The organism is Alicyclobacillus herbarius DSM 13609, assembly GCF_000430585.1.
Taxonomy (GTDB): domain Bacteria; phylum Bacillota; class Bacilli; order Alicyclobacillales; family Alicyclobacillaceae; genus Alicyclobacillus_G; species Alicyclobacillus_G herbarius.
The window spans coordinates 70975-94484 of record NZ_AUMH01000013.1 but is presented as its reverse complement, the minus strand read 5'-3'; the positions used below and the strand labels follow the sequence as shown (position 1 = coordinate 94484).

Sequence of the window (23510 nt, the reverse complement as noted above, 5' to 3'; positions counted from 1 at the left end):
AGTATGTATAAACTCAACCTATTAAATAGGGCCAGCCAACTGGACGGATGCCCGTCCGGTCGGCTGACCCCAGTGGAAAACTTAAGTTTCTATCGTAGGTGTTTCCCCGGATTCCATCGGATGAAGGGGGTAAATCATCTTAGCCCTGGTGGCTCTTGTCGACCCAGATGGTCACGAGCGGATCGGTCCCGGATTGCGGGATATAGAACCCATGCACCCAAGGCTGTACTGCCGCTGTGAACGTATCGTACCAGAGCGGCACCCAGGCCGCGTCTTCCATCACCTTATCGGTGACCTTGGCGTACAGCTGGTTGCGCTGGTTCTGGTCGTTCGAGTACTGCGCCGTGTTCAGCCACTGGTCGACCTGCGCGTTCTTGTAGTTGGTAGTGTTGTTCGTCGGTGCCTGGCTCGAGTTGAACAGCACGTTCAGGAAGTCAGACGCATCCGGGAAGTCCTGCACCCACCCAAGCAGGGCGATGGGCGCCTTACCGGCTTCCGCCACGTTCAAGAAGGTCCCCCAGCTGCTGGAGTGGATTTTGAGCTTGATGCCAACCTTGGCCAACTGCTCCTGGATGGCTTGGCTGTACTTCATCCGGTCGTTGCTGTTCTCTGTGTAATAGTCGATGGTCAGGCCGTGCGGATAACCAGCCTGTTTGAGCAACTGTTTGGCTTTCGCCGGGTTATAGCTGTACTGGGCCTGGGGCGACACGTTGTCGTCATAGCCGACGACACCCGGCGGCAACGGCTGGTTGGCGATTTGGCCCCGACCGTTGGCCAGCTTGAGAATGGCCTTCTTGTCAATGGCATACTCAATCGCCTGCCGCACCAGCTTGTTCTTGGTCGGACCGTAGGTGGTGTTGAGGCCGATGTACTCAACCGAGTTCTGGACCATTGTCGTCGTCAGCTTCTTCAGGTTGGGGTTGCTCATGAACTGCGGATAGGCCGAACTCGGAATACCCTGTCCACCGAAGTTCCAACCAATGAAAGCGGTCTGGCCCTGCTGGAAATGCAGCGCGTCCACCTGGTCGTTGTTGTTGATGTTGAACGTTACCTGATCTAAGTAAGGCAGCTTCTGTCCGTAGCTGTCGGTCCGCCAGTAGTTTGGATTCTTCTTCAAGATAATCTGGTTGGAATTGATGGTCTGCAGCTCGAACGGACCGCTGCCCATCGCCTGCGTCGAGTCGAACGTCGGGTTCTTCTCGTAGACTTTGTGGTTACCCACGCTTTCGATGAACTTCTTGTCCACTGCAGAGGCAAACGGCAGCGTCAAGGTCTGCAGGAAGAACGCCTCTGGCTTCGACAGCTTGATGACCAGGGTGTATTTGTCCGGCGCGGACAAGCCTGGGATGGTGTTGCTCTTGCCGGCCGCGTACTTGTCAGCCCCTTGGATGATTTCATAGAAACTCTGACCACCGGAACCCATCTTCGGCGACAAGACGCGATAGAACTCGTCGATGAACGACTGCGCCGTGACGGGGTCTCCGTTCCAGAACTTCATGTTCTTGCGCAAATGGAACGTATAGGTCAGGCCGTCCTTGGACACGTCGTAGGACTGGGCCGCCATCGGCACAATCTTTGTTCCACCGTCTTTCCATGTTACCAGCTGGTCGTACATCTGAGATACGATCTCGGTGGAAGCCGAGTCATAGTCGAGCGCCGGATCGAGATCGCGGATGTTCTGCAGCATGTCCAGTGTAATCTTGCCACCCTCGACGGGCTTGCCAGCTGCTGTGTTCGTTCCGGTTCCTGTAGACGCGTTCGATCCGCCCGTTGTGTTGTTGCTGGTGCTCGCACCGCAGCCGGCCAAAACCAAGGCCAGTGTGCCTACCGAAGCCGCAACGGCTGCGCCCTTCTTCCAAAACGCGCTCACATGGATGTCCCCCTCTGCTGAAAATCTAGCGCGTTACGCTGCCTGCACTGGATGGTGAATCCACATCACCCCACGACGCAGGTGCTCTCTGATGAAAATATTCCTACCACGGCACCGCCGGTTTTCGGTGCCCGCATCCCCCCTCTCAAGCAGGGGCGCCAAGAGGCCTGCGGGATGCTCTGTCCCGCAGGCCTTGGCTCCCGACGATGTCTATCATCAGCTGTAGCGGATGCGTGGGTCGATGATACTGTACAGGATATCGACAATCAAGTTGAACACCACGACCGCCACCGCGACCAACAGTACCGTGCCCATGATGACTGGGACGTCCAAGTTCGGAATCGCCGTATAGGCCAGCTCGCCAAGCCCGTTCCAGTTGAACGTCGCCTCAATCAACACCACACCGGTTAAGAGGTAGCTGAAGTCAATGCCGCCAAAGGTCACGACCGGAATCAAGGCGTTGCGGACGACGTGGCGGAAGGTGACACGAGCCTCGCCAGCCCCCTTCGCCCGTGCCGTACGCACGTAGTCCTGTTGCATGACCTCGAGCATAGACGATTTCAGCAGGCGGGTATAGTATGCCGCACCGGTGATTCCGTACGTGATCGACGGAAGTATCAGGTAGCGAAAGCCGCCAAATCCGCCCAACGGGAAGATAGGGATTTGAAACCCAAACCAGTAGAGTAAGAGCAGACCGAGCCAGAACACCGGCAGCGAAATCCCGATGAGCGCCAGCGCGCTGACCATGTAGTCGCCAAGCCGACGGGCATGCCGAGCGGTATAAATGCCAAGCGGGATGCCGATGATGAGTTCAGCCAGCCAGCAGCCCAAGGCCAGCTCCGCCGTCGGCCAAAGCCGTTGCAGAATCATCGTCGTCACCGGCAGGTTGAACGTGTAAGACGTGCCCAGGTCGCCGTGCAGGAGACGGCCGACGTAGTGAATGTACTGCAGCGGCAAGGGCTGGTCGAGGCCCAGTTGGTGACGAATCGTTACCACGACCGAATGTGGGGCTTTCGGGCCCGCTATCATGCGGGCGGGATCGGCCGGAATTGCGTAGACCAACAAGAACGTGACCACGGAAATTCCGAACAACACGATAACCGCGGAGAACAAGCGACGGATGATATATGCGTACACGTCTGCACCCCCTTGTCAGTTAGTGTTGGGTGTTGCGCGGGTCGAGAATGTCGCGCAGGCCGTCACCAAGTAAGTTGAAACCTAGCACAGCGATAACCAGGGCTAATCCAGGAAACCAGAGGGTCCACGGGGCAAATTGGTACGTCTGCATACCCGCCTGAATCATGTTCCCCCAGCTGGGCGTCGGTGGCTGAATGCCGATGCCGAGGAAGCTGAGTGCCGCCTCGGTCAGGATGTTCTGGCCGACGTTGAGCGTGGCTAAGACGATGACCGGGCCGATGATATTAGGCAGAATCACCTTGAACATAATCCGCGAGTTCGACGCACCCAAAGCGCGTTCCGCCTGGACGTACTCGAACTCCCTAGCGGCGAGGACTTGGCCACGTACGACGCGGGCCATGGTGCCCCAGCCGAGGACCCCAATCGCAAGGAGCACGTTCCAGAGGCTGGGCCCCAACACCGCCACCAGCGCCATCGCGAACAGGAGCAGCGGGAAGGCCAGGATGATGTCGGTAACACGCATCAGGACGTTATCCACCCAGCGCCCGAAGTACCCCGCGACGGTGCCAACGAGTACGCCTAAAAACAGGTTGATGACCGTAGACACAATGCCGACCAGCAAAGAAACCTGTGCCCCGTAGAGGACGCGGGAAAGGATATCGCGTCCGAGATTGTCTGTGCCAAACGGAAACTTGGCGTTCGGTCCCACGGGCGTCCCGTTTGCGTTCAGGCCGTCGGAGAACTGGGTGGTCGGGTTGTGCGGCGAGATAACCGGTGCCAACACGGCCGCCAAGATCAAGAGGACGATAATCAGCGCGCCGAGATAGAACATCGGGAATTCGCGTACGCTTTTCCAAAATCGTTTTGAAAACGGCTTCGCCGCGGGAGCCGCTGTCGGCGTAACCGGCGGCGTCTCAAACTGCATGGCTGCCATCCATGTCTCTCCTCTCCACCTGTCTCACTCGTAGAGGTGACAGGCGACGTAATGCTTCGGCTTGACTTCCTTCCACTGCGGCGCACGCTCGCGGCAGACGGGCTTGGCCACTGGGCAGCGCGTGTGGAACGGGCAGCCGCTTGGAGGGTTGGCCGGACTCGGCAGGTCCCCCTGCAGGATGATGCGCTCCCGCTTGGCGTCCGGATCGGGAATGGGAACCGCTGAGAGCAGCGCCTGCGTATACGGATGCAACGGATCCACAAACAGCTCTTCGGCTTCTACCAATTCCATCATCTTACCCAGGTATAAGACCAGGATGCGGTCGCTGATGTGACGAACCACGGACAGGTCGTGGGCGATGAAGATGTAGGTCAGGCCCAGCTCTTCCTGCAGGTCTTCGAGCAGGTTTAACACTTGCGACTGAACGGATACGTCCAGCGCGGCGACCGGCTCGTCCAAGATGATGAGCTTCGGGTTGACCGCCCGAGAACTCGTGCGGATACCGCTTTGCGTACTCGGCATCCAGGCCGACGCGCTCGAGCAGGCGCCGCACTTCGGCCAGCCGCTTTTCTCGCGATCCGTGCAGATTGTGGATAATCATCGGCTCCATCAGGGTCTGCGCGATGCTAAAGCGCGGATTGAGCGATGCGTACGGGTCTTGGAAGACCAGCTGCATCTGCCGACGCATGGCCTGCATCTGCGCTTTGTTTAGTTTGACGATGTTGCGGCCGGCAAACTGTACCACCCCACTGGTGGGTTCCAATAGCCGCAGGATGCTCCGTCCCATGGTGGACTTGCCGCAGCCAGACTCGCCGACGACCCCCAGGGTCTCGCCTTGCTGAACTTGAAAACTGATACCGTCGACGGCGCGCACATGGCCCACCGTGCGCTGGAACACGCCGCGGCGAATCGGAAAGTATTTTTTCAGGTCTTGGACCTCCAGTAATGCTTCAGCCATGATTGCCCTCCTTAATTGGCGTGCAGCCAGCACCGGACCCGATGCGCCTCTTCTACCTCATGGAAGCTGGCATCACGATCTCGGCAAACATCCATCGCCTTCCGGCAACGCGGCGCGAACCGGCAGCCTTGCGGCATGTTCTTGAGCGATGGGACATTGCCTTCAATCGGGCGCAGGCGTGTGCGCGGCCCATCAATTTTTGGTAGGGAAGCCAACAAGCCCTGCGTATACGGATGCTGTGGGTTGCGGAAAATCTGTCGCACTGGGCCTTCTTCCACAATGCGCCCCGCGTACATGACCGCCACCCGGTCGCACATTTCCGCCACCACACCCAAGTCGTGCGTGATAAGCAGGATGGAGGTGTGGAATTCCCGCGCGACCTTACGCATCAAGTCGAGAATCTGCGCCTGAATGGTGACATCCAGGGCGGTGGTCGGTTCGTCCGCAATCAACAGGTTGGGGTTGCACGCCATGGCGATGGCAATCATTACGCGCTGGCGCATCCCGCCCGAGAGCTGATGCGGAAACTCGTCCACAATTTGCTCAGGCCGTGGAATTCCCACTGACCGTAGCAATTGAATCGATTCCTGACGCGCCTGTTTGGCCGACAGATCCTTGTGCAAAATGAGACTTTCGCTGATCTGCGCCCCGATACGGTGCACCGGGTTCAACGAGGTCATCGGTTCCTGAAAGATCATGCTGATTTCGTTGCCCCGGATGGAACGCATCTGACTTTCCGGTAAATCAAGCAAATTCTTTCCCTGATAACGAATCTGCCCAGAGATTTTTGTGGGCGGCTGTAAAAGTCGCATGATGGACAGCGACGTTACGCTCTTCCCACACCCCGACTCACCGACCAACCCAAGGGTTTCGCCCTCACGAATTGAGAAACTCACGTCTTGAACTGCCGTGTAATATTTCTCGTCTAACCTGAACTGGATATTCAGGTTTTCTACTTCGAGAATGTTCCCCACCGTATGTCCCTTCTTTCTCCGCGCCTCGAGGAGGCATCCCACCCTATGAGGCGGTACTGATAGAATGAACCCCCCGCCGACAGGTTAATAAGCCAAGCTAAAGTATATCAAGATTCAACAAAAAATCGTAACCCATTATTTTTGGAAGCCATGAAAATACTACCCTGTAAAAGGGCACCGCGTCGACGCGTTATTAAGGTAAAGATAGATTGATCCGTAGTGGAGTCTTGCCGTTCAGTTTGGCGTAGCCGGGACTTTGCGGCAGCGGATACGTGACGCCAAGGCGCCCAACTTTGACCAAGGCAGATGCTTGGCGCCAGAGCGCTCAGCTGTGGCACCAACGGATATAATTGAGCGAGGAGGCGAAGCGAATGACCAAGTACATCTACCGCAATGGCATTCCTGCCATCTCGACCTTTTCCATCGTCGCCGTAGACACAGAGGCACAGGAAATCGGGGTCGCAGTGCAATCGAAGTTTTTAGCGGTCGGATCGGCCGTGCCGTGGGTAGCGGCGGACGCGGGAGCAGTAGCCACCCAATCCTGGGCCAACACCAGCTTTGGTCCGAGGGGTTTGGCGCTCCTGCGCGAGGGCTTGCACCCAGAGGAGGTCTTGGAGCGGTTGCTCGCGGATGATGCGAACCGCGAATCGCGCCAGGTCGGCATTGTCGACCTGCAGGGTCGCAGCGCGACCTTCACCGGGAAGGAGTGTTTTGACTGGGCCGGCGGGGTGTGTGGGCCCGGCTACGCCTGTCAAGGCAACATCCTGGCGGGCGAGAACGTGGTCAAAGACATGGAGGCGACGTTCTTGGCCACGACCGGACGGCTCGCTGACAGGCTGCTGGCGGCCCTGGCCGCTGGACAGACCGCGGGCGGCGACCGGCGCGGGATGCAATCGGCAGCCCTCTACATTGCCAAGCCAAATGGGGGGTATGGCGGGTTTAATGACCGTTTCATCGACTTGCGCGTCGATGACCACGCCCAACCGATTCAGGAGCTTCGGCGTCTGCTGCACCTGCACCGACTGTACTTTGAGCGTCCCCGCGAGGAAGACCTGGTGCCACTGTCTGGCGAGACGTTGGATGAGGTCCGAGAGCTGCTTCAACGCGCGGGGTACCGGCCCGGAACCGGGTCCGAGTATAGCGAGGCGGACAAGCAGGCGCTCAGTGCCTACTATCAAACCGAAAACTTCGAAGAGCGCTGGCAGGAAGGCGCGGTGATCGACAAACAGGTACTGGCGTACATGCAGAGCGCTGTGGGGCGCTGAGATATCCGGTTGGGTCATGAAGCGAATCGCCTATGCCGGGCGGATCAAAAACAGGCAGCCGACAACCGGGCTGCCTGTTTGATTCGATATCGCATGACCGTGTGGCCCGTCCAGCACAGGGACAATATCCGACCACCGCAGTCTGGGAGGGCTCTCAACCGCGACGACCGCCGCGACCGCCGCGCTTGGCTTCGCTGCGGCGCAACGCTTGCAAGCGCTCCTCACTGTCCTTGAGGAAGCGCGACATTTTATCCTCAAACGACTGCCTCGATCCGCCCCCGTACGACCGCCCACGCCCGCGCGAAGGACGCGGCTGCCAATTCGGGTCCGCCTGGCGGATAGACAGCCCGATTTTCCCATCCTTGTCCACGTTAATGACTTTCACCGTGACCTGGTCGTTCACTTTCAGGTGCTCGTGAATGTCCGTTACATATTCATCCGAAATTTCGGAAATATGAACGAGTCCTGTCACGCCACCCGGCAGCAAAACAAACGCCCCAAAGTGGGTAATCCCTGTAACCTTGCCCTCCAATTTGCTGCCGACCTCAATGGACATACAGCACATTTGCCTCCTTAGAGTTTGAAAATGCCTTTATATAATATAAGCAAATCCGGCGAATTTGTCAATGTTGCACGGAAAACGGCACCTCGCCCGGCGATACCAAATGAAACTCATGGGTCGCGTAGCGCGCAATATAATCTTTGTCATGCAACTCTTGAATTTGCTGTTTCAAGTCTGTGCGCTGCTGCTTCAGGTCATTCAACTGCGCTTCCAATTGAGACTGCTTCTGCAATAGGGCATCGAGGCGGGGTTTTTCCACATGAAAATAATCAAATGCACCCCACGCTGCAATGCAGGCCAACCCAATATAGCGCAGCTTGAAGATGTGTCGACGGCGGGGCCGTTTGGCCGCTCGCGGCGCCACACTGACCGACGACCGCCAAGAGGCACTCTGGGGCACAAGCGTAACTCCTCTCACAAATGTTCCGAGTGGTCTTTTAGTATCCAATTCGACGCCCGCTCCCAGATTCCCTCCCAGCGTGTGTGAATTCGTCCACGCATTTCCGCGGTTCCCTGCCACGGTCCCCTGAGCGGCCAGGCGAGGATGGACAACCAAAAGCGTATCACCCAAAATACGCCATCCTCCAAACGGCACAACAACCAATACAACTGTTTCGCGATCATCCATAGGGTGCGGCAGACAAACCACAGGGGACGAACCAAGAGCCAGTCCACAATGCGGATAAAAAAGAGAACCACCGCACGCACCATCCGCATGATGGCAAACGCGCTGCCGACCACAGTATGGTGTAGGGTCACCCGGTATAACAGCCACCCCAGCAGCAGGAGTCCGAACGTGTAGACCCGGAACCGGCCGAGATCGGTGACAAACGTTACGTAGAACACGGCGGCTGCGGACACCAGCCAGAACAACAGGTCGAGCAGAGGGCGCAGCCAACGCAGCCAGCGGGAAGAGCCAAGTACCGTGTTATAGATGTCGAACACCGCGCCCATCAGAGCCCCGCACAACACCAGCCATTCGAGGTAACCAAGCGGGTTCATCGGCGACACCTAACGAAAGAGTCGACTGACACTCATCTTTTTCTTCCCCTTCTCCGGCACGTACGCGAGGCTGGTGAGGGTTCCCTCGATGAGCACCACCCCGGCCTCTAGGTCGAGGTGCTTCATATGTAGATTGGAGCCCTGGATATGCAGCGGTCCGCCGGTGGTCGTCAGCATAAACTCGTTCACATCGACGCTCTCCACGCTGGATACCCCTTTTACTTCGATGAACTTACGACCTTTAATGGTAATGTCGTGCCCATCCATGCCCGCCATGGATTTCCCCCCAAACCTGTCCCGGTATCAATGCCAATGTATGCGCGAGGCGCGGTGCGTAGAACCGGGGGTGTTTGGGCTCACGAAAAAAGGAGAGGCATCAAGCCTCTCCCAAGGCATCCGCATGGCCCGTCTTGGCCGGACCCACAGCGTTATTGCGTTTCACGCACGCTCTCGCGAACCACTTCGTACAGGTCACCCGCCGCCTCCTTGCGGGCGGTCTCAGACAACCCGATAATGCGCACCTCGGTCGTCTTCTGCCCGTAGTGGATGGTCAGAACATCGCCCACATTGACTTCGGACGAAGCCTTGGCGACGCGGCCGTTCAGCTGAATCCGACCCGCGTCGCAGATTTCCTTGGCGACCGTCCGCCGTTTGATGAGGCGGGAAACCTTGAGGAATTTATCGAGCCGCAATTACCGGATGACTTCCTTCAGGCGGTTGCCCGGTTTGAACGCCGGCACCACCGACGCCGGAATGGAAATTGTTTCGCCCGTCTGCGGGTTGCGACCCGAACGCGCCGACCGCTCGCGCGTCTCAAAGGTTCCAAACCCGATGACCTGAACCTTGTCGCCATCCTTAAGCGCCTCGGTAATGATATCGAAGACCGCGTTGACGGCCGCCTCGGCGTCTTTCTTCTTCAACTCGGCGCGTTCCGCGACCTTGTTAATCAGCTCCATTTTGTTCAAATTGGTAGCCCCCTTTGTGGCAATGTCCGTTGAGATATTCGTGTTTCCTCACCGAATTCCTGCTAACCCCGCCGTAAAATACCGCGGATTTCGAGGTAAGCTTAACTCTCCGCCGATGCCCGCGACGCCCTCTTTGATCCGCTTTCTTGACGTTTGGCTTCGTCCCAGAAAGCATCCAGGTCTGCCAGCGTGTGCTTCGTCCATCCCCCGCGCTCGCGCGCCCGCCGCTCAACGTGCTGAAATCGCCGATAAAACTTCCGGTTGGCAGCCGCTAAGGCTTCCTCCACATCCAAGTCTAACCACCTGGCGAGGTTTACAATCACAAACAGCACGTCCCCCAGTTCCGACAGGGCCCGCCGGCGATCCGCCCCCTTCGGCGGGCATTCTCCGCCCAGCTCCTGTCCGAGTTCATCCACTTCCTCGCGGAGTTTGGCGTACACCTCGTTGACGCTCGGCCAGTCGAACCCGACCTTGGCGGCCCGCTCCTGGTAAATTCGCGCGATGGTATGGGCCGGCTGCCCCATGCGGACGTCGTCCAAGAGCCACGTCTGCGTTCGTTCCTCGGTGCCACCTGCATCTTTCGTTTTCGCCAGGCTCTTGCCCTCTGCGGCTTTGGCCTTGCGCCATGCCGCCTCCGCCTCCGCCGCGGACGAGGCCTTATCCTCGCCAAACACATGCGGGTGGCGCCGGACCAGTTTATCCGCCAGCGTCTGGTAGACGTCGCGCAAGGAAAAGTCGCCCACTTCACTGGCAATCTGGGCGTGCAAGAGGATCTGCAGATACAAATCCCCCAGTTCCTCCATGAGGGCGTACGGATCGCCCTCGTCGATAGCGTGGGCGACTTCGTACGCCTCCTCAATCACGTACGGGCGCAGGCTGTCGTGCGTTTGCTGCAGGTCCCACGGACACCCGCCGGGCTCGCGTAGGCGACGGACCAGGCCAGCCACGTGCCAGGGATCGCGCCGACGCGCGGGCTCCGCCTCTGCCCGGGGCACAAAGACGCTGGTCAAGTGGTCGATAAAGTCCAGCCTATCGAGTTCGTACAGCGGGACGCGGACAATGCGTTCCTCTCCAGTCACGCCGGCGGCGCGGACCACGGTCACCTCGTACTCGTCCGGGTACACCTCCATCAGCGTCAGCTTGACCTCGGAAGCCACGGCGCGGCTAAACACCTGGGCAATCAGTAAATGCAAATCTGGCCGAATCTGTTCCTGGCAGAGGAGCGTGCCGTCGAGCAGGCATAGACCGTCAATCGGATCGACCCCGAGCGCGGTACAGACGGGATCCAAAAAGCTGTGGCCGGCTTCGATTTGGACGTGAATCTCCGCGTCGGCGTCTAAGGCCAGCAGCTCTTGGACCGATTGTTCCGCCATGAGCGGGTGGCCAGGCACTGCATAAACGATATCCCCGGCCGCCTGCGCCAATTGACGCAGGCGCTGCGCCATTTCCCGATAAACCTCCGGGAAGCTCTCGCCGGTGTCATACACCTCATCAAACGTCTGGTAAACCAGCCCCTCCTTGTCCAACATCGGAACGACGGGGTGAAATCGGGTTCTCAGCACAATCGGCAGGCCGGATTTCAGGCGCTGCCAGGCCCCCAGCGGCAGGCCCGAAACGTCGCCAGGACCTAAACCGATGACATAAATGGTCGCCACATCTCTCCCACCCTTCACGCGCCTGCCACAGGCAGGGGGAACGGACCGTATTAGCGCATCATCCCCAGGCGCTGGCACCAATCTACAAGAATCGGCCCCACCTTCGGGATAGCCACGAGTTCCTGTTCCTCCAGGCTGCCCGTCAACAAGAGCGCCAATCCATACACCAGACCGCCAAGCAGCATCATCACAGCCAGGGCTGCCGCCGTCTGTACACGCCCCCAGGCCAGCCCGTCCCAGGCCAGCCACTGCTGGACGGCAGCATAGACCACCGCTCCCATGATAAACACTGCGACGGCTGGACGCAAAAACCAGCGACGCCAATCGACCCCTTCGCGCAGGCAGGCGCGCAGGGCCCAAAAATTGAGGATGGCTGCGGTCAGGTAGCTGATGACTGTCGCCAGCGCGGCGCCACGGATGCCATAGAGGGGGACCAGCAACAGGTTGGCGGCCAGTTTCACCACCGCAGCGCCGAGCAGGTTGAACACTGGGACGTAAACCCAACCACAGCCTTGCAAGACAGCCGCCACGGTCGTCTGCAGACTGGCGAACACCGTCGCGGCCGCCATGACCTCGATGACGGGGCTCCCGGTGGCGTCTTTGAACAGGGTGATATCCACGGGGACGGCCAATAAAGTCAGCCCGACCGCAGCCGGCAGGGCGAGCAAAGTGGTTAAGCGGATGGCCATATCCATGCGGTCCCAGACCAGACGGCGAAAACCGAGCGTGAACGCTTCCGAGACGGCCGGCATGACCGCGATGCCAATCCCGGAGGCCAGCGTGGTCGGCAGCATCATGAGCTTGAACGCACGTCCGGTCAACAGCCCAAACTGGGTGGTCGCCTCCGCCTGGCTGACGCCCGCTTCTTTGAGCAGGTTGACGACGGTGACCACGTCGATGTTGTTCATCAGTGGGACAACCATCGCTCCCAGGCTGATGGGGAAGGCGTAATAGAGAATCCGCTTGGACAGACCAATCGCGCTGGCGCGCGGCGCGTCTCTGAGGGCGGGGACATCTGGGTGGCGGCGCCACCACGTGTAGAGCAGGAGCAGGAACGCGGCGACCGCCCCGGTCACCGCGCCAAAGGCGGCCCCGGCGGCCGCCAGGGCCTGGCCGTAGCCGGCCGCAGTCAGCCAAACGGATAGAAGAATGATGGTGATGACCCGGACCAACTGCTCCAGCACCTGTGAGGACGCCGTCGGCTCCATCCACTGAAAGCCTTGGAAATAGCCGCGCCAGGCGCTAAGCATCGGGACGAACAACAAGGCCGGCGCAATCGCCCGGATGGCCCAGACCGCGTCCGCATCCCCGACCCTATCGGCCAGCCAGCCGGCGCCCAAAAAGAGAATCAGAAAACAGGCCACACCGGCTGCGTTCAGCATGCCGGAAGCCACGCGGAACACCGTGCGAGCCCCATCCGCGTCGCCGAGGGCCAGCCGCTCCGAGACCAATTTCGAGATGGCGACCGGAAAGCCAGCCGTCGCGATGGCCAGCAGCGTGGCGTAAATCGGGTAGGCCATCTGAAACAGCCCCATACCGTGATCGCCGATGATATTCTGTAGCACAATCGTATACACCGAACCCAGCAGTTTCGATACCGCAGCGGCACCCGCCAGGAGGATGGCACCGTGCACAAAGCTGCGCGTCTCAGACAACCGCCTCTCCCCCCAACGCCAAAGCTTGACCCGTACGGACAACCTGATACCCATAATTATGGAGGATGGGGGGCAAATAGTCCTAGAGGCAGTCCGGAAAGGGGTCAGCTGTGTGCGCCTAGCGGGCATGAAAAAACCGTCCGGCGGCGATATGCCACCGGACGGCCAAGGCTGCGCTTGTAACGGAATTATTGCTCCATCTGTTTACCCAGGAAACCGGCTGCCGTTTCGGCGATTTTCTGTTCCAGTTCCCCCATGCGGGCATGTTCCTCACGAGAAACCAAAATTACGGCGCCAATCGGATCGCCCGCGGCAATAATCGGGGCGATGACGCGGGACGTAAACCGCTCCGGTCGATCCCGCACGATGGACGTATCCCCAGGCGTTGCGTCAACGATGGTCTTGCGCTCTTCCATCGCCTGCTCGATATCCTCGCTGATGGGCTTCTCGAGAAAATCTTTTTTCGATCCGCCCGCGACCGCTATGATGACGTCCCTGTCGGCAATCATCGCGATGTGTCCGGTCGTATCGGCGATAGACTCGGCGTACTCGCGAGCAAAGTCGCCCAGTTCACCGATGGGCGAATACTTCTTAAGTATCACCTCGCCGTCTCGATCAACAAAGATTTCCAGGGGATCTCCCTCGCGAATCCGCAGCGTCCGTCGAATTTCTTTCGGAATGACAACACGACCGAGGTCATCAATTCTACGCACGATGCCAGTTGCTTTCACGTTTGACCCTCACCCTCATGTGTGATCGTACGCCTTACGTTTCAACACCCCACTAAGCAGGAATCAACCGACAGAGAGCTAACCTTCCACCATGCTTGCCTTGCTTTGTGTAAAGACCCCGGGGGTACGCGCACCTATTATGTTACGGCTGGGATTCCTCTATGCACCAGACTTAGGAAGGCGGGGCCAACGGAGCGGAAAATCCGGCATCGGCGGCAAAGACATGAGTGTCCGGAAAAGGGGTTCAAGAATCATTAAGGCCGCACGGGATTCCCCCATGCGGTCCTCCTCCCTCAGCGAGGGGACGGCTTCCTCGCTGGGGAATTCTTTGTCTGACGGGACTATAGAATGCCTGACCGCCAGACTACCTTACAGCTCTTGGTCCTTGACGACAATCTTCACATTCGCATTCTTCGTGGCGTCCTGCTGAATCTGCTGCTGCTTTTCCTGCTGCATCTGCTGGGTGAGCTGCTGTTCAATGGAAGATTTCGCTTGAGCAAAGGAAAGCTGCGTGCGCTTGTCCACTTTGACGATGTGATAGCCGTATTGGCTCTTGATGGGATCACTGATCTGACCAATCGGCAAGGTCCTACAGGCATTGGCAAAAGGCGGCACAAACTGCGACACCAGCTGATTGGTCAGGTGGCCATGATTCTGGGACACGGACGGGTCTTGCGAATACTTGTCCGCCAGCTTCTTGAAGTCTCCACCGCTTTTCAGCTGCTTCTCGACGTCCTTTGCGGTCGACAACTTGTTAAACAGAATCGTGTCCACCGTCACCTGGATGTAATCCGACTTGTGTTTGTTGTAGTAATCCTGCATCTGCTTGGTGGTCGGCTTGACCTGTTGCATCTGGTCGTTCAGGTAGTTTTGCAGTCGTTCATACCGAGCAAAGTACAGGATGAGGTCGTCTTTGGTCAGGCCGAGTTTTTTCATCTCGTCCAGAACCGCTTGTTTCGACTTGTACGGCGCTCCTTGAGCCGAATAGAGCTGAGAAATCGCCTCGTTGGCATACTGCTCGGCCGTGCTCGCGTCCGGAGTCGCCTTCTTATCCTTCAGTGCCTTGTTATACAGATACTTGTAATACAGGATGTAATCGCTGACGAACTGCTTTTTCGACTCGTTCTGTTGCTGCTTCGGCAAGACGACCTGCAGGTTATACTGCTTGTCCAACTCTTGCTTGGTCAATTTCCCGCCGTTGTACGTGGCCACAATCGGCCCGCTGTATTTCGGCTCAGGCGGCAGTTTGACCGCCGTCTGATTGGACGTCGTGTTCGTCTGGTTCCCTGTCGTCCCGGAACCACAACCGACCACCGCCGCCAGCACGACGGCCGCTGCCGCCGCTGTTGTTACCCATTTTTTACCTCGCAAATTGCTCGACCTCCTCGCCAGCCTTGACCACGTCCGCAAAATCGCGCAGAAACTCCAGCAGGCGGGCGCAAACATCCCGGTCTGACAGCCCTTTGATGCGCAGGACCACCTGGAGCGATCCGTTCCCACGCTTGCTAAACTGACCGCTATACCGCTTGGACAACAAAAACAGCTTCCCGGGGTCGATATGGGTGACCGCATCCGGGCGCAGACGCAGCGTGGCCTCTCCCGACGCTGCCGTGATGGACTCCAGCCCATATCGGACAGCATAACTTTTCATGCGAGTGATGTCCAGCAAGTTGCGCACTGAGTCCGGTAAATCCCCAAACCGATCTTCCAGTTCTTCCTCTAAATCGTCCGCGTCGGTCAACGTTTGCACGTGACGAAACTTCTTGTACATGGCAATTTTTTGCGCCGCATCCGGAATGAATTCGTCCGGCAGATACGCCTCGAGGGACAGGTCAATCGTCGGTTCAGGGACCTCGGGTTCCTTTTCGCCCTTTAGCTCCTGAATCGCCTTGGCGAGCATGTCGTTGTACAGGTCAAAACCGACTGAGTTGATGAACCCATGCTGCTCCGCTCCGAGCAGGTTGCCGGCCCCACGGATGGCCAAGTCCCGCATGGCAATCTTAAACCCACTCCCCAGCTCCGTGAACTCCTGAATCGCCTGCAGGCGTTTCTCAGCGACTTCGGTCAGAACCTTGTCCCGTTGGTAGGTGAAGTAGGCGTAGGCAATCCGGTTGGAGCGCCCGACGCGTCCGCGCAGCTGATACAGTTGCGCGAGGCCCAGTTTGTCCGCATCGTAGACGATAAGCGTGTTGACGTTGGGAATGTCGAGTCCGGTCTCGATGATGGTGGTGGTCACCAAAACGTCCAGCTCACCCTCAAGGAAGTCGAGCATCACGCGTTCCAGCTCGTCCTCCGACATTTGGCCGTGCGCCACGCCAATCGCCGCCTCGGGCACCAACTGGGCAACCCGGTCGGCCATGGTGCGAATACCTTTCACGTTGTTGTAGACAAAGTATACCTGCCCGCCACGCCCCAACTCCCGCTGGATAGCCTCACGGATGAGGCCCTCGTTGAACTCCACCACGTACGTCTGCACCGGGAAACGGTTCTCCGGCGGCGTCTCAATTACCGACAAATCACGCACGCCTAAGAGCGACATGTGCAGGGTACGCGGAATCGGTGTCGCCGTCAGCGTCAAGCAGTCGACATTCGTGCGCAGCTGCTTCAAACGCTCCTTGTGCGTCACGCCAAACCGCTGCTCCTCGTCCACAATCAGGAGCCCCAGGTCTTTAAACTTGACCGATTTCTGCAAGAGCCGGTGGGTGCCAATCACGATGTCGATGCTACCGTCACGCAGGCCCTTTAAGACTTTTTGCGTCTCGGCCCGGGTCCGGAAGCGGTTGAGCACCTCGATGGTCACCGGAAACCCTTCAAACCGCTCGCGAAAGGTTTCCAGGTGCTGCTGCGCCAAAACCGTGGTCGGGACCAACACGGCCACCTGTTTCCCGTCCATCACCGCTTTGAACGCAGCACGGATGGCCACCTCCGTCTTGCCATACCCGACATCCCCGCACAGCAGGCGGTCCATCGGCCGCGGCTTCTCCATATCGCGCTTAATCTCCGCAATCGCCCGTTCTTGGTCAGGCGTTTCCTCATACGGGAAGCGCGCCTCGAAGTCCTTCTGCCAGGGGGTATCCGGGGAAAATCCGTGCCCAGGCGTTGCCTGCCGAGCCGCGTACAGCTTCACCAGGTCTTCCGCGATGTCGCGGACCGACTTGGAAACCTTCTGTTTGACGCGATTCCACTCCCCGCCGCCCAGGTGATAGACCTTCGGTTCCCTATCCTCCGCGCCGATGTAGCGCTGCACCTGGTCAATCTGTTCCACCGGGACGTACAGGCTGTCATTGCCTGCGTACTGAAGGTGCAGATAGTCTTTGTGCCGGCCATCGATTTCGAGCGTCCGAATGCCCAGGTACTTGCCGATGCCATGGTTGATATGCACCACGTAATCGCCCGGCTTGAGCTCCTGGTAGCTTTTGATGCGCTCGGCATTCGACATCTGCATACGGGCCCGGCGACCCTTTTTGCGTTTCGTGAATACCTCGTTCTCGACAATCACCGCCAGGTGCGCCAGCGGCAGCTCAAACCCGGCCGACAGGCTAGCCGTCAAGATGACCGGCTTATCCGAGCGGATAAATGTATCACTGCGCACCGTCTCAATCCGGTAGTCGGAGAGCACCCTTTGCAGCCGATCCGCCCGTTCTTCGTCCCCCGCCAGCAGGACCACGTCGGTGTGGCTGTGCTGCCAGCGCTGAACCTCACTCCGGAGCACATTCATTTGCCCGTGGAAGTTCTGCATCGACTTCGCCGTCACGCTCGTGGACTGGGCAAAACGGTGTCCGCCCGCGGCCCGGGTAAACATCGAAAAGTGCAGCGCCGTTAGGCCCGGGTGCTGCCAGACGGCGTCGAAGTCAGGCGTCTTTAGACACCCTGAAACCAGCTCTCCGCGCAGCAACGCCTGCGAGATCCACTCGGACCATTCCTGGATGAGCGTTTTCTGCCGTTCCTGAAGGCGCGAGGGTTCATCAATACAGAGGATGGAACCGCGCGGAAAATAGTCGAATAGATTGCGTACGTAACTCTGAAACAGTTGCACGTAGCGGAGCTGCCGCGGGAACGGGAAACCGGCCTTGAACCGCTGTACATCCGCTCCCACATGGGTCTGCAGGCGATCTCGCATGTCCACCTCGGTGACGGTCGTTAACCGGGCCTCTAAGCGTTGCTCCAACTCCTCCGCGACCGTCTGCATCACCGAACGCGACAGCAACACGTCCGTAGCCGGCCCGATTTCCACGGAAGTGAGTTTCTCCAGCGAGCGCTGCGTACTGACGTCAAAGGTGCGAATGGAATCGACATCCGTGTCAAACCACTCGATGCGTAGGGGATGCTGCACGGTGAGCGGGTAGACATCGAGAATGCCGCCACGCACCGATACTTGTCCTTTCCCTTCCACCATATCGACGCGTTCATACCCGGCCGCGAGCAACCGTTCCACGACATCTCCAAGGTCAACCGTATCCCCGACCTGCAGCGTCAACGCCGCGTCCTGATGGAATTGGCGCGGGGTCAACGGCTGAACCGCAGAAGCCAGGGTCGCCACGACAATGCCGGCGCGGCCAGCCGCCAGGTGATCCAGCGCCAACAGGCGCAGACTGACAAGGTCCGGACTGGCGGCCATCACGTCCATCTCCGCCAGCTCCCGTTCCGGCACCACAAACACGGGTTCATTCGGTAACAGTTCCCGCAGGTCATCCGCAATCGCGTCCGCCTGCGTAGAGGTGTGTGTAACAATCAAAAAAGGGACTGCGTATCCCTTTTCTCGCTTGTGAAAATCGTACAAGGCCGCATAATAGGCATGGCGGGCGCTGCCCCCCAGACCGCTCACCAAGCGGTCCAGGCCGTCCGCCTTCAGTCCTTCAGCTACGGCGCGGAACTCGTCATCAGCTGCCAGTCGGCGAACCAGTTCTATCACGCTACCCCTCCTCGTCCTACGCCGAAAAGAGCCTTAGCGCAATCGCCAAGGCTTGTCATTGAGTGAATGTTCCCATCTTCCAGACTCCTGAACACGTGCCGCGGCTACTGGAGGAGTTTTCCTTCCACCAACAACTCTGGGTGCGTTTCCACCGCCCGCTGGCAGTAATCGCAAACTACCTGCACATAGACGACACTGCAATCCTCATTATATGCGATATGCTCCCTGCGCTCTACCGCGTCCAGGGAGGCAAGCCCTAACACCCGCTCGAGGTCGGACAGATTCCAAAGCGGGTTGTCCAGCTCCCCGACCTGATGGTGACAATGCCGACATACGTATTCGACGCGCATGAAACCCCTCCCGGATGACAGCTGTTTTCAGCCCTTCTATCCAGTATGGGGGAGATTTCAATTTCTCATACGCAGACCCACAGCCGAATGCGGGCCACAGGCGGCATATTCAATGGACGGCATTATACCGATTCATCGCTTGCTCAAACGAGGTTTCGAGCGCGTACTGCACGGCTTCGACCGCCGCCCCCACGGCCAGGTCCACCTTTGCCCTGTCCTCAGGAGAAAACCTCCCCAAGACGTATGAGATGAGATCCCTGTGCTCAGGCCGACCGATGCCGACACGAATGCGCGGAAACACCTCTCCACCCACGTGTTGAATGATGGACTTCACCCCGTTGTGCCCGCCGGCGCTGCCTTTCTGACGCAGCTTGATTTGCCCAGGAGCAAAGTCGAGATCGTCATAAATCAGAATCAAGTCGCTCTCTGGGTCCAACTCGGGATAGAAGTCGAGGATTTCCCGCACCGATTCCCCGCTGGCGTTCATGTACGTCTGTGGTTTGCAGAGGATGACCTTTTCATCGCCAATCCGGCACTCGGCGATGCAGGCTCGCCATTTCTGGCGGCGGCAGCTGGTGCCGACCGCTTGGGCCAGCTTATCAATCGCCCAAAAACCGACGTTGTGACGTGTCTCGGCATACAGTTCCCCAGGATTCCCTAAACCGACAATCAGCTTCATCCGTAAAAAGCCCCCAGCCGCTTGATGGATGTGCCACTTTCCGGACAACCACTTCTCTGACTGCTCGCAGAGCCACTCGTCCGCCTAAGTTGATGAACTGAGCCCGTACGCTGCAGGGTGAACCGTACGAAAACCGCGCGAAAAAGCCGCGCCCTCCGAAACGGCCGGAAAGCGCGGCCCGCCCTCCGAATTTTGGGTCGGCGTTATTCGGTCGTCTGTTCAGCGCCGTCGCTGACATCCGTGTCGGCATCCGCCTCGCCCGATTGTTTCCCGGCGAGGACCGTAACCACGACCTCGGTCGGTTCGGACCGCAACGTGACACCGGTCGGCAGGTTGATATTCCCCACCTCCAGATGCTCACCCGGCTCTAGGCTGCTGATGTCGACCGCCAGCGTCTCAGGCAGATCCACCGGCCTGGCTTCAATCTCAATCTCGCGTGTCTGAATCTGTACGACACCGCCGCGTTTTTCAACTTCCTCGACGCCGGTTACGTGCAGCGGCACGCTCACGGTCACCGGCTTGTCCAATTCGACCCGGTAAAAGTCCACATGGAGAATCCGGCGCGAGACCGGATCACGCTGGATCTGCTGAACAATGGCGTGCACCGTCTCCCCGTCCAGGCGGAGCTCAACCAACGATTTGGCCAGCGCCCCCCGTTGCCGAAACATCTTCTCCGAAACGGAAACCGCCATGGGATCCTTGTTCCGCCCATAGACCACGCCCGGAACCTGGCCGGCCTGGCGCAGACGGCTCACCGTACTGTGATGGGAAGTATCCCGCGCGGTGGCTTCCAGCACAATCTGTTCCAAATCAAGCATCCCCTTTCCACTGCATCCGAAGCGAGAAAATCGCCTCTTTCACCGCTTGGCCATCCGCGGACAAAAGTAAACCTCCTCGCGCCCGGACAAGCGTCAAACTCGGAAGTCAGTTGAACAGTTCGCTGATGGAACGGCGCGTATGAACGCGCAAAATGGCCTCGGCAATCAATTCTGCAACCGACAATACCTTTATTTTATCAATTCGTTTCTCAGGCGGCAAAGCAATCGTGTTGGTGACGACGACCTCCTCAATCTCCGAATCCCGCAGCCGCTCCACGCCGTTGCCGGAGAGCACCGGGTGAATGCAGCAGGCGTAGACCTTTTTCACGCCACGCTCCAATAACGCCCGCGCGCCGGCGGTGATGGTGCCAGCGGTATCAATCATATCGTCGATGAGAATGGCCGTCTTGCCTTCGATGTCGCCGATAATATTCATCACCTCGGCTACGTTCACATCCGGACGCCGTTTATCAATGATGGCCAGCGGCGCCCCCAAGCGCTCCGCTAGCTGGCGAGCCCGGGTCACCCCACCCATATCGGGCGACACCACGACCGCGTTGTCAAGGTGCTTCTTCAAGAAGTAGTTGGCCAATATGGGCATACCAATCAGGTGATCGAGCGGGATGTCGAAAAAGCCCTGAATCTGACCGGCGTGCAGATCCATACAAATGATGCGTGTGGCGCCCGCCTTCTCGAGCAAGTTGGCCACCAATTTGGCCGTAATGGGATCGCGGGCGCGGGCTTTACGGTCTTGGCGGGCGTAGCCGTAATAGGGAATGACTACGTTGATGCTGCGCGCCGACGCACGTTTTAACGCATCGACCATGATGAGCAGTTCCATCAGGTGTTCATTCACCGGCGCGGAGGTCGGCTGCACGACAAACACGTTGGAGTCGCGCACGCTCTCGCCGAGCTTGATGTGCACCTCTCCATCCTTAAACCGGCCTACGTAACAATCTCCCAAGGCCACACCGATGTGGTCTGCAATCTCCTGCGCCAATGCCGGATTGGCGTTGCCTGTAAACAGTTTTAGATCTCCGTCACGTGCCATCTCTACTTCGTATCCTCCCGCCGCGATTTTCCGGCATGCCGCTGTTTCCATGCCCGTACATACTCCGGCTTCGTCACCTGACGAACACGCGCAATCGCAAACCCATCATCCGGGACCGCATCGGTAATGGTCGATCCGGCCGCGACATAGGCGCCCTCACCCACGCTTACGGGGGCGACAAGATTGACGTTGCAGCCGATAAAGCTGTCATCTCCGATACGGGTGAGATGCTTCTTCTCCCCGTCGTAGTTCACCGTCACGGCACCACAGCCGACGTTGACCCGACGACCAATCTCGGCGTCGCCGATGTAGGTGAGGTGGCTGACCTTTGTATCGTCACCCACAATAGATTTTTTGATTTCGACAAAGTCCCCGATTTTCACGCGCGAACCGATGATGCTTCCAGGCCGGATATAAGCGAAGGGGCCGACATTGGTCTCCCTTCCCACCTGGCTCTCCAGCACCACGGAGGACTCCACCCGGGCGCCGCGCTCCACGACCGCGTCGACCAAACGGGTATTCGGACCAATCACGCACTCTTCGCCAATCACGGTGCGCCCTTCCAGGACGGTCCCCGGATAGACGACCGTGTCGCGCCCAATCACCACATCGGCGCCAATATAAGTCCGCTCGGGATCAATCAGGGTGACCCCTTCCAGCATCCAGTGCTGACAGATCCGCCGGCGCATAATCTGCTCCACGGTGGCAAGCTGGGCCCGGTCATTGACGCTGGCAATCTCCTCGACGTCTGCGACCTGCAACGGATAGACCCGCTTGCCCTGTTGGCGCAGAAGTGCGGCTGCATCGGTTAGGTAATATTCGCCTTGCTGGTTGTTCGGCGACAATTTCCCCAAGACTTCGCCAAGATCCGACGCGGCGAACGCATACAAACCTGTGTTAATCCGTCGGATCTGCCGCTCCGCTGGCGTGGCATCTTTTTCTTCGACAATCCGTTCCACCGTGCCGTCCTCGGCCAGAATGACCCGACCCAGTCCCTTCGGTTGATTGACCTCTGCCGTCAAGAGGACTGCGGCCGCCCCCCGGCGCTCCCGCTCATCGCACATACGCCGCAAGGTTTCCGCACGAATCAAAGGCCCGTCCCCGTACAGGACGAGCACCGTGTCGGCGTCCGGGCGCAACTGCGGCCAAGCAGACAGAACCGCATGCCCGGTCCCCTTTTGTTCCTCCTGCACCGCGAATTCCGCCCGACCGCCTACAACCTGCATCACCGACTCGCGCGCTTGTCCGACCACTACAAGGATTTGGTCCAAATCAAGCTGCTTGAGCTCATCGAGAATGTGCAGGATCATCGGTTTCCCGCATACCTCGTGCAATACCTTATGTTTCTTTGACTTCATCCGGGTGCCTAGACCCGCAGCCAAGACAATGGCGGTTCGACCCACAACATCGCCTCCATATTCGTGCAATCCCAGTGTAACCAAAGGAATGCAGGGGTTCAATCCGATTTTCTTCGCCATCTGCGTCGGAATCTGGAATTCTGAAGGAGGGAAGCCGTGGTCGAGGAAAGTGCGCTCGGCCGCAGGAAAGCGCTTGCGGGGAGGTGAAAAAGCGCGTCATCCTCCCCGACGAACGACACGAGGAACCCGAGCGGCTGCAAAGAGCAAGAACCCTCTTTGTCCTCTATCGGCTCACGAAATCTTAGGCCGTAGGTTCCTGCAGCGCATCACTGCGGTAGTACTCACGCAGTACCGCTTCTTGAATCTTTTGCCGAGTCACCGAGGAAATTGGGTGTGCGATATCACGGAATTCTCCATCGGGGGTCTTCTTGCTCGGCATTGCCACAAACATCCCATTGTTTCCGTCGATGACGCGGATATCGTGGACTACGAACTCGCTGTCAATCGTGATGGACGCTATTGCCTTCATGCGGCCTTCCGTACTGACCTTGCGCAGTCGGACATCGGTAATCTGCATCCTTCTCACCATCCTCTTGTCGACCCGTGGAGAACTTACATGCTAATTCCACATGTT

The 23510-nt window shown here is 58.6% G+C and carries 22 protein-coding genes and 1 pseudogene; 1 reads left to right on the top strand and 22 read right to left on the bottom strand.

The features are described from left to right. Positions 1-139 precede the first annotated feature (139 nt). From H522_RS0110480 to H522_RS0110460, 5 genes and pseudogenes are all read right to left on the bottom strand, one after another. A complete protein-coding gene (locus H522_RS0110480) occupies positions 140-1870 on the bottom strand; it encodes an ABC transporter substrate-binding protein (protein ID WP_026962278.1) in 1731 nt (576 codons plus the stop codon). A gap of 216 nt (positions 1871-2086) precedes the next feature. Continuing rightward, positions 2087-3007: an ABC transporter permease gene (locus H522_RS0110475; protein ID WP_026962277.1), complete on the bottom strand. Its 921-nt coding sequence runs from the start codon at positions 3005-3007 to the stop codon at positions 2087-2089. A gap of 19 nt (positions 3008-3026) precedes the next feature. Beyond that, positions 3027-3941 (bottom strand): ABC transporter permease, encoded by a 915-nt coding sequence (locus H522_RS0110470; RefSeq protein WP_155836340.1) that lies wholly within the window; start codon positions 3939-3941, stop codon positions 3027-3029. A gap of 24 nt (positions 3942-3965) precedes the next feature. Beyond that, positions 3966-4899 (bottom strand): annotated as a pseudogene (locus H522_RS18860) (ABC transporter ATP-binding protein). 11 nt (positions 4900-4910) lie between these two features. Beyond that, the gene (locus H522_RS0110460; RefSeq protein WP_026962275.1) at positions 4911-5873 is read right to left on the bottom strand and encodes an ABC transporter ATP-binding protein; all 963 of its coding nucleotides are present in this window, start codon (positions 5871-5873) and stop codon (positions 4911-4913) included. Between the two features lie 371 nt (positions 5874-6244). On the opposite strand from H522_RS0110460, the gene H522_RS0110455 reads away from it, so the two are divergent. Then, positions 6245-7138 (top strand): DUF1028 domain-containing protein, encoded by an 894-nt coding sequence (locus H522_RS0110455; RefSeq protein ID WP_026962274.1) that lies wholly within the window; start codon positions 6245-6247, stop codon positions 7136-7138. A gap of 154 nt (positions 7139-7292) precedes the next feature. Here H522_RS0110455 and H522_RS0110450 read toward each other — a convergent pair whose 3' ends face one another. The 17 genes from H522_RS0110450 to spoVG form a co-directional block, all read right to left on the bottom strand. Further along, the gene (locus H522_RS0110450; RefSeq protein WP_026962273.1) at positions 7293-7694 is read right to left on the bottom strand and encodes a S1 domain-containing RNA-binding protein; all 402 of its coding nucleotides are present in this window, start codon (positions 7692-7694) and stop codon (positions 7293-7295) included. Positions 7695-7761: 67 nt separating this feature from the next. Beyond that, positions 7762-8100, bottom strand: coding sequence for an FtsB family cell division protein (locus H522_RS21745; protein ID WP_051344164.1), 339 nt, complete (start codon positions 8098-8100; stop codon positions 7762-7764). Positions 8101-8114: 14 nt separating this feature from the next. Beyond that, a complete protein-coding gene (gene yabQ, locus H522_RS18850) occupies positions 8115-8702 on the bottom strand; it encodes a spore cortex biosynthesis protein YabQ (RefSeq protein ID WP_051344163.1) in 588 nt (195 codons plus the stop codon). Positions 8703-8711: 9 nt separating this feature from the next. After that, the gene (gene yabP / locus H522_RS0110435; protein ID WP_026962272.1) at positions 8712-8978 is read right to left on the bottom strand and encodes a sporulation protein YabP; all 267 of its coding nucleotides are present in this window, start codon (positions 8976-8978) and stop codon (positions 8712-8714) included. A gap of 152 nt (positions 8979-9130) precedes the next feature. Continuing rightward, entirely contained in the window at positions 9131-9394 is a 264-nt protein-coding gene (locus H522_RS0110430) for an RNA-binding S4 domain-containing protein (RefSeq protein WP_026962271.1), read from the bottom strand. Further along, positions 9395-9667: an HU family DNA-binding protein gene (locus H522_RS0110425; RefSeq protein WP_026962270.1), complete on the bottom strand. Its 273-nt coding sequence runs from the start codon at positions 9665-9667 to the stop codon at positions 9395-9397. Between the two features lie 101 nt (positions 9668-9768). Next, positions 9769-11322, bottom strand: a complete 1554-nt coding sequence (gene yabN, locus H522_RS18845) for a bifunctional methyltransferase/pyrophosphohydrolase YabN (RefSeq protein ID WP_051344162.1) — start codon at positions 11320-11322, stop codon at positions 9769-9771. Between the two features lie 50 nt (positions 11323-11372). Beyond that, positions 11373-12977 (bottom strand): putative polysaccharide biosynthesis protein, encoded by a 1605-nt coding sequence (locus H522_RS18840; RefSeq protein WP_035453464.1) that lies wholly within the window; start codon positions 12975-12977, stop codon positions 11373-11375. Positions 12978-13165: 188 nt separating this feature from the next. Further along, positions 13166-13708 carry a stage V sporulation protein T gene (gene spoVT / locus H522_RS0110410; RefSeq protein ID WP_026962269.1) on the bottom strand — a complete coding sequence of 181 codons (543 nt, stop codon included), beginning with the start codon at positions 13706-13708 and terminating at the stop codon, positions 13166-13168. A 369-nt stretch (positions 13709-14077) separates the two neighbouring features. Then, positions 14078-15079 (bottom strand): peptidylprolyl isomerase, encoded by a 1002-nt coding sequence (locus tag H522_RS0110405; RefSeq protein ID WP_026962268.1) that lies wholly within the window; start codon positions 15077-15079, stop codon positions 14078-14080. Next, positions 15069-18620 carry a transcription-repair coupling factor gene (mfd, locus tag H522_RS0110400; RefSeq protein ID WP_035453461.1) on the bottom strand — a complete coding sequence of 1184 codons (3552 nt, stop codon included), beginning with the start codon at positions 18618-18620 and terminating at the stop codon, positions 15069-15071. Before mfd ends, H522_RS0110405 begins: the two co-directional genes overlap by 11 nt. Positions 18621-18724: 104 nt before the next feature. Then, positions 18725-18970 (bottom strand): anti-sigma-F factor Fin, encoded by a 246-nt coding sequence (locus tag H522_RS0110395; RefSeq protein WP_026962266.1) that lies wholly within the window; start codon positions 18968-18970, stop codon positions 18725-18727. Between the two features lie 109 nt (positions 18971-19079). Continuing rightward, positions 19080-19649 (bottom strand): aminoacyl-tRNA hydrolase, encoded by a 570-nt coding sequence (gene pth / locus H522_RS0110390; protein WP_051344161.1) that lies wholly within the window; start codon positions 19647-19649, stop codon positions 19080-19082. 203 nt (positions 19650-19852) lie between these two features. Next, entirely contained in the window at positions 19853-20458 is a 606-nt protein-coding gene (locus tag H522_RS0110385; RefSeq protein WP_026962264.1) for a 50S ribosomal protein L25, read from the bottom strand. A 115-nt stretch (positions 20459-20573) separates the two neighbouring features. Beyond that, positions 20574-21518 (bottom strand): ribose-phosphate diphosphokinase, encoded by a 945-nt coding sequence (locus H522_RS0110380; protein ID WP_026962263.1) that lies wholly within the window; start codon positions 21516-21518, stop codon positions 20574-20576. 2 nt (positions 21519-21520) lie between these two features. Beyond that, positions 21521-22921 (bottom strand): bifunctional UDP-N-acetylglucosamine diphosphorylase/glucosamine-1-phosphate N-acetyltransferase GlmU, encoded by a 1401-nt coding sequence (glmU, locus tag H522_RS0110375; RefSeq protein ID WP_026962262.1) that lies wholly within the window; start codon positions 22919-22921, stop codon positions 21521-21523. Positions 22922-23177: 256 nt separating this feature from the next. Beyond that, entirely contained in the window at positions 23178-23453 is a 276-nt protein-coding gene (gene spoVG, locus H522_RS0110370) for a septation regulator SpoVG (protein ID WP_026962261.1), read from the bottom strand. Between the last annotated feature and the right edge of the window lie 57 nt (positions 23454-23510).

Bases quoted from the DNA above. Each gene is read 5' to 3' on its own strand.
- H522_RS0110470 (WP_155836340.1), bottom strand. From the start codon at position 3,941: ATGGCAGCCATGCAGTTTGAGACGCCGCCGGTTACGCCGACAGCGGCT.
- H522_RS0110455 (WP_026962274.1), top strand. From the start codon at position 6,245: ATGACCAAGTACATCTACCGCAATGGCATTCCTGCCATCTCGACCTTT.
- H522_RS0110450 (WP_026962273.1), bottom strand. From the start codon at position 7,694: ATGTCCATTGAGGTCGGCAGCAAATTGGAGGGCAAGGTTACAGGGATT.
- yabQ (WP_051344163.1), bottom strand. From the start codon at position 8,702: ATGAACCCGCTTGGTTACCTCGAATGGCTGGTGTTGTGCGGGGCTCTG.
- yabP (WP_026962272.1), bottom strand. From the start codon at position 8,978: ATGGCGGGCATGGATGGGCACGACATTACCATTAAAGGTCGTAAGTTC.
- H522_RS0110395 (WP_026962266.1), bottom strand. From the start codon at position 18,970: ATGCGCGTCGAATACGTATGTCGGCATTGTCACCATCAGGTCGGGGAG.
- pth (WP_051344161.1), bottom strand. From the start codon at position 19,649: ATGAAGCTGATTGTCGGTTTAGGGAATCCTGGGGAACTGTATGCCGAG.
- H522_RS0110380 (WP_026962263.1), bottom strand. From the start codon at position 21,518: ATGGCACGTGACGGAGATCTAAAACTGTTTACAGGCAACGCCAATCCG.
- spoVG (WP_026962261.1), bottom strand. From the start codon at position 23,453: ATGCAGATTACCGATGTCCGACTGCGCAAGGTCAGTACGGAAGGCCGC.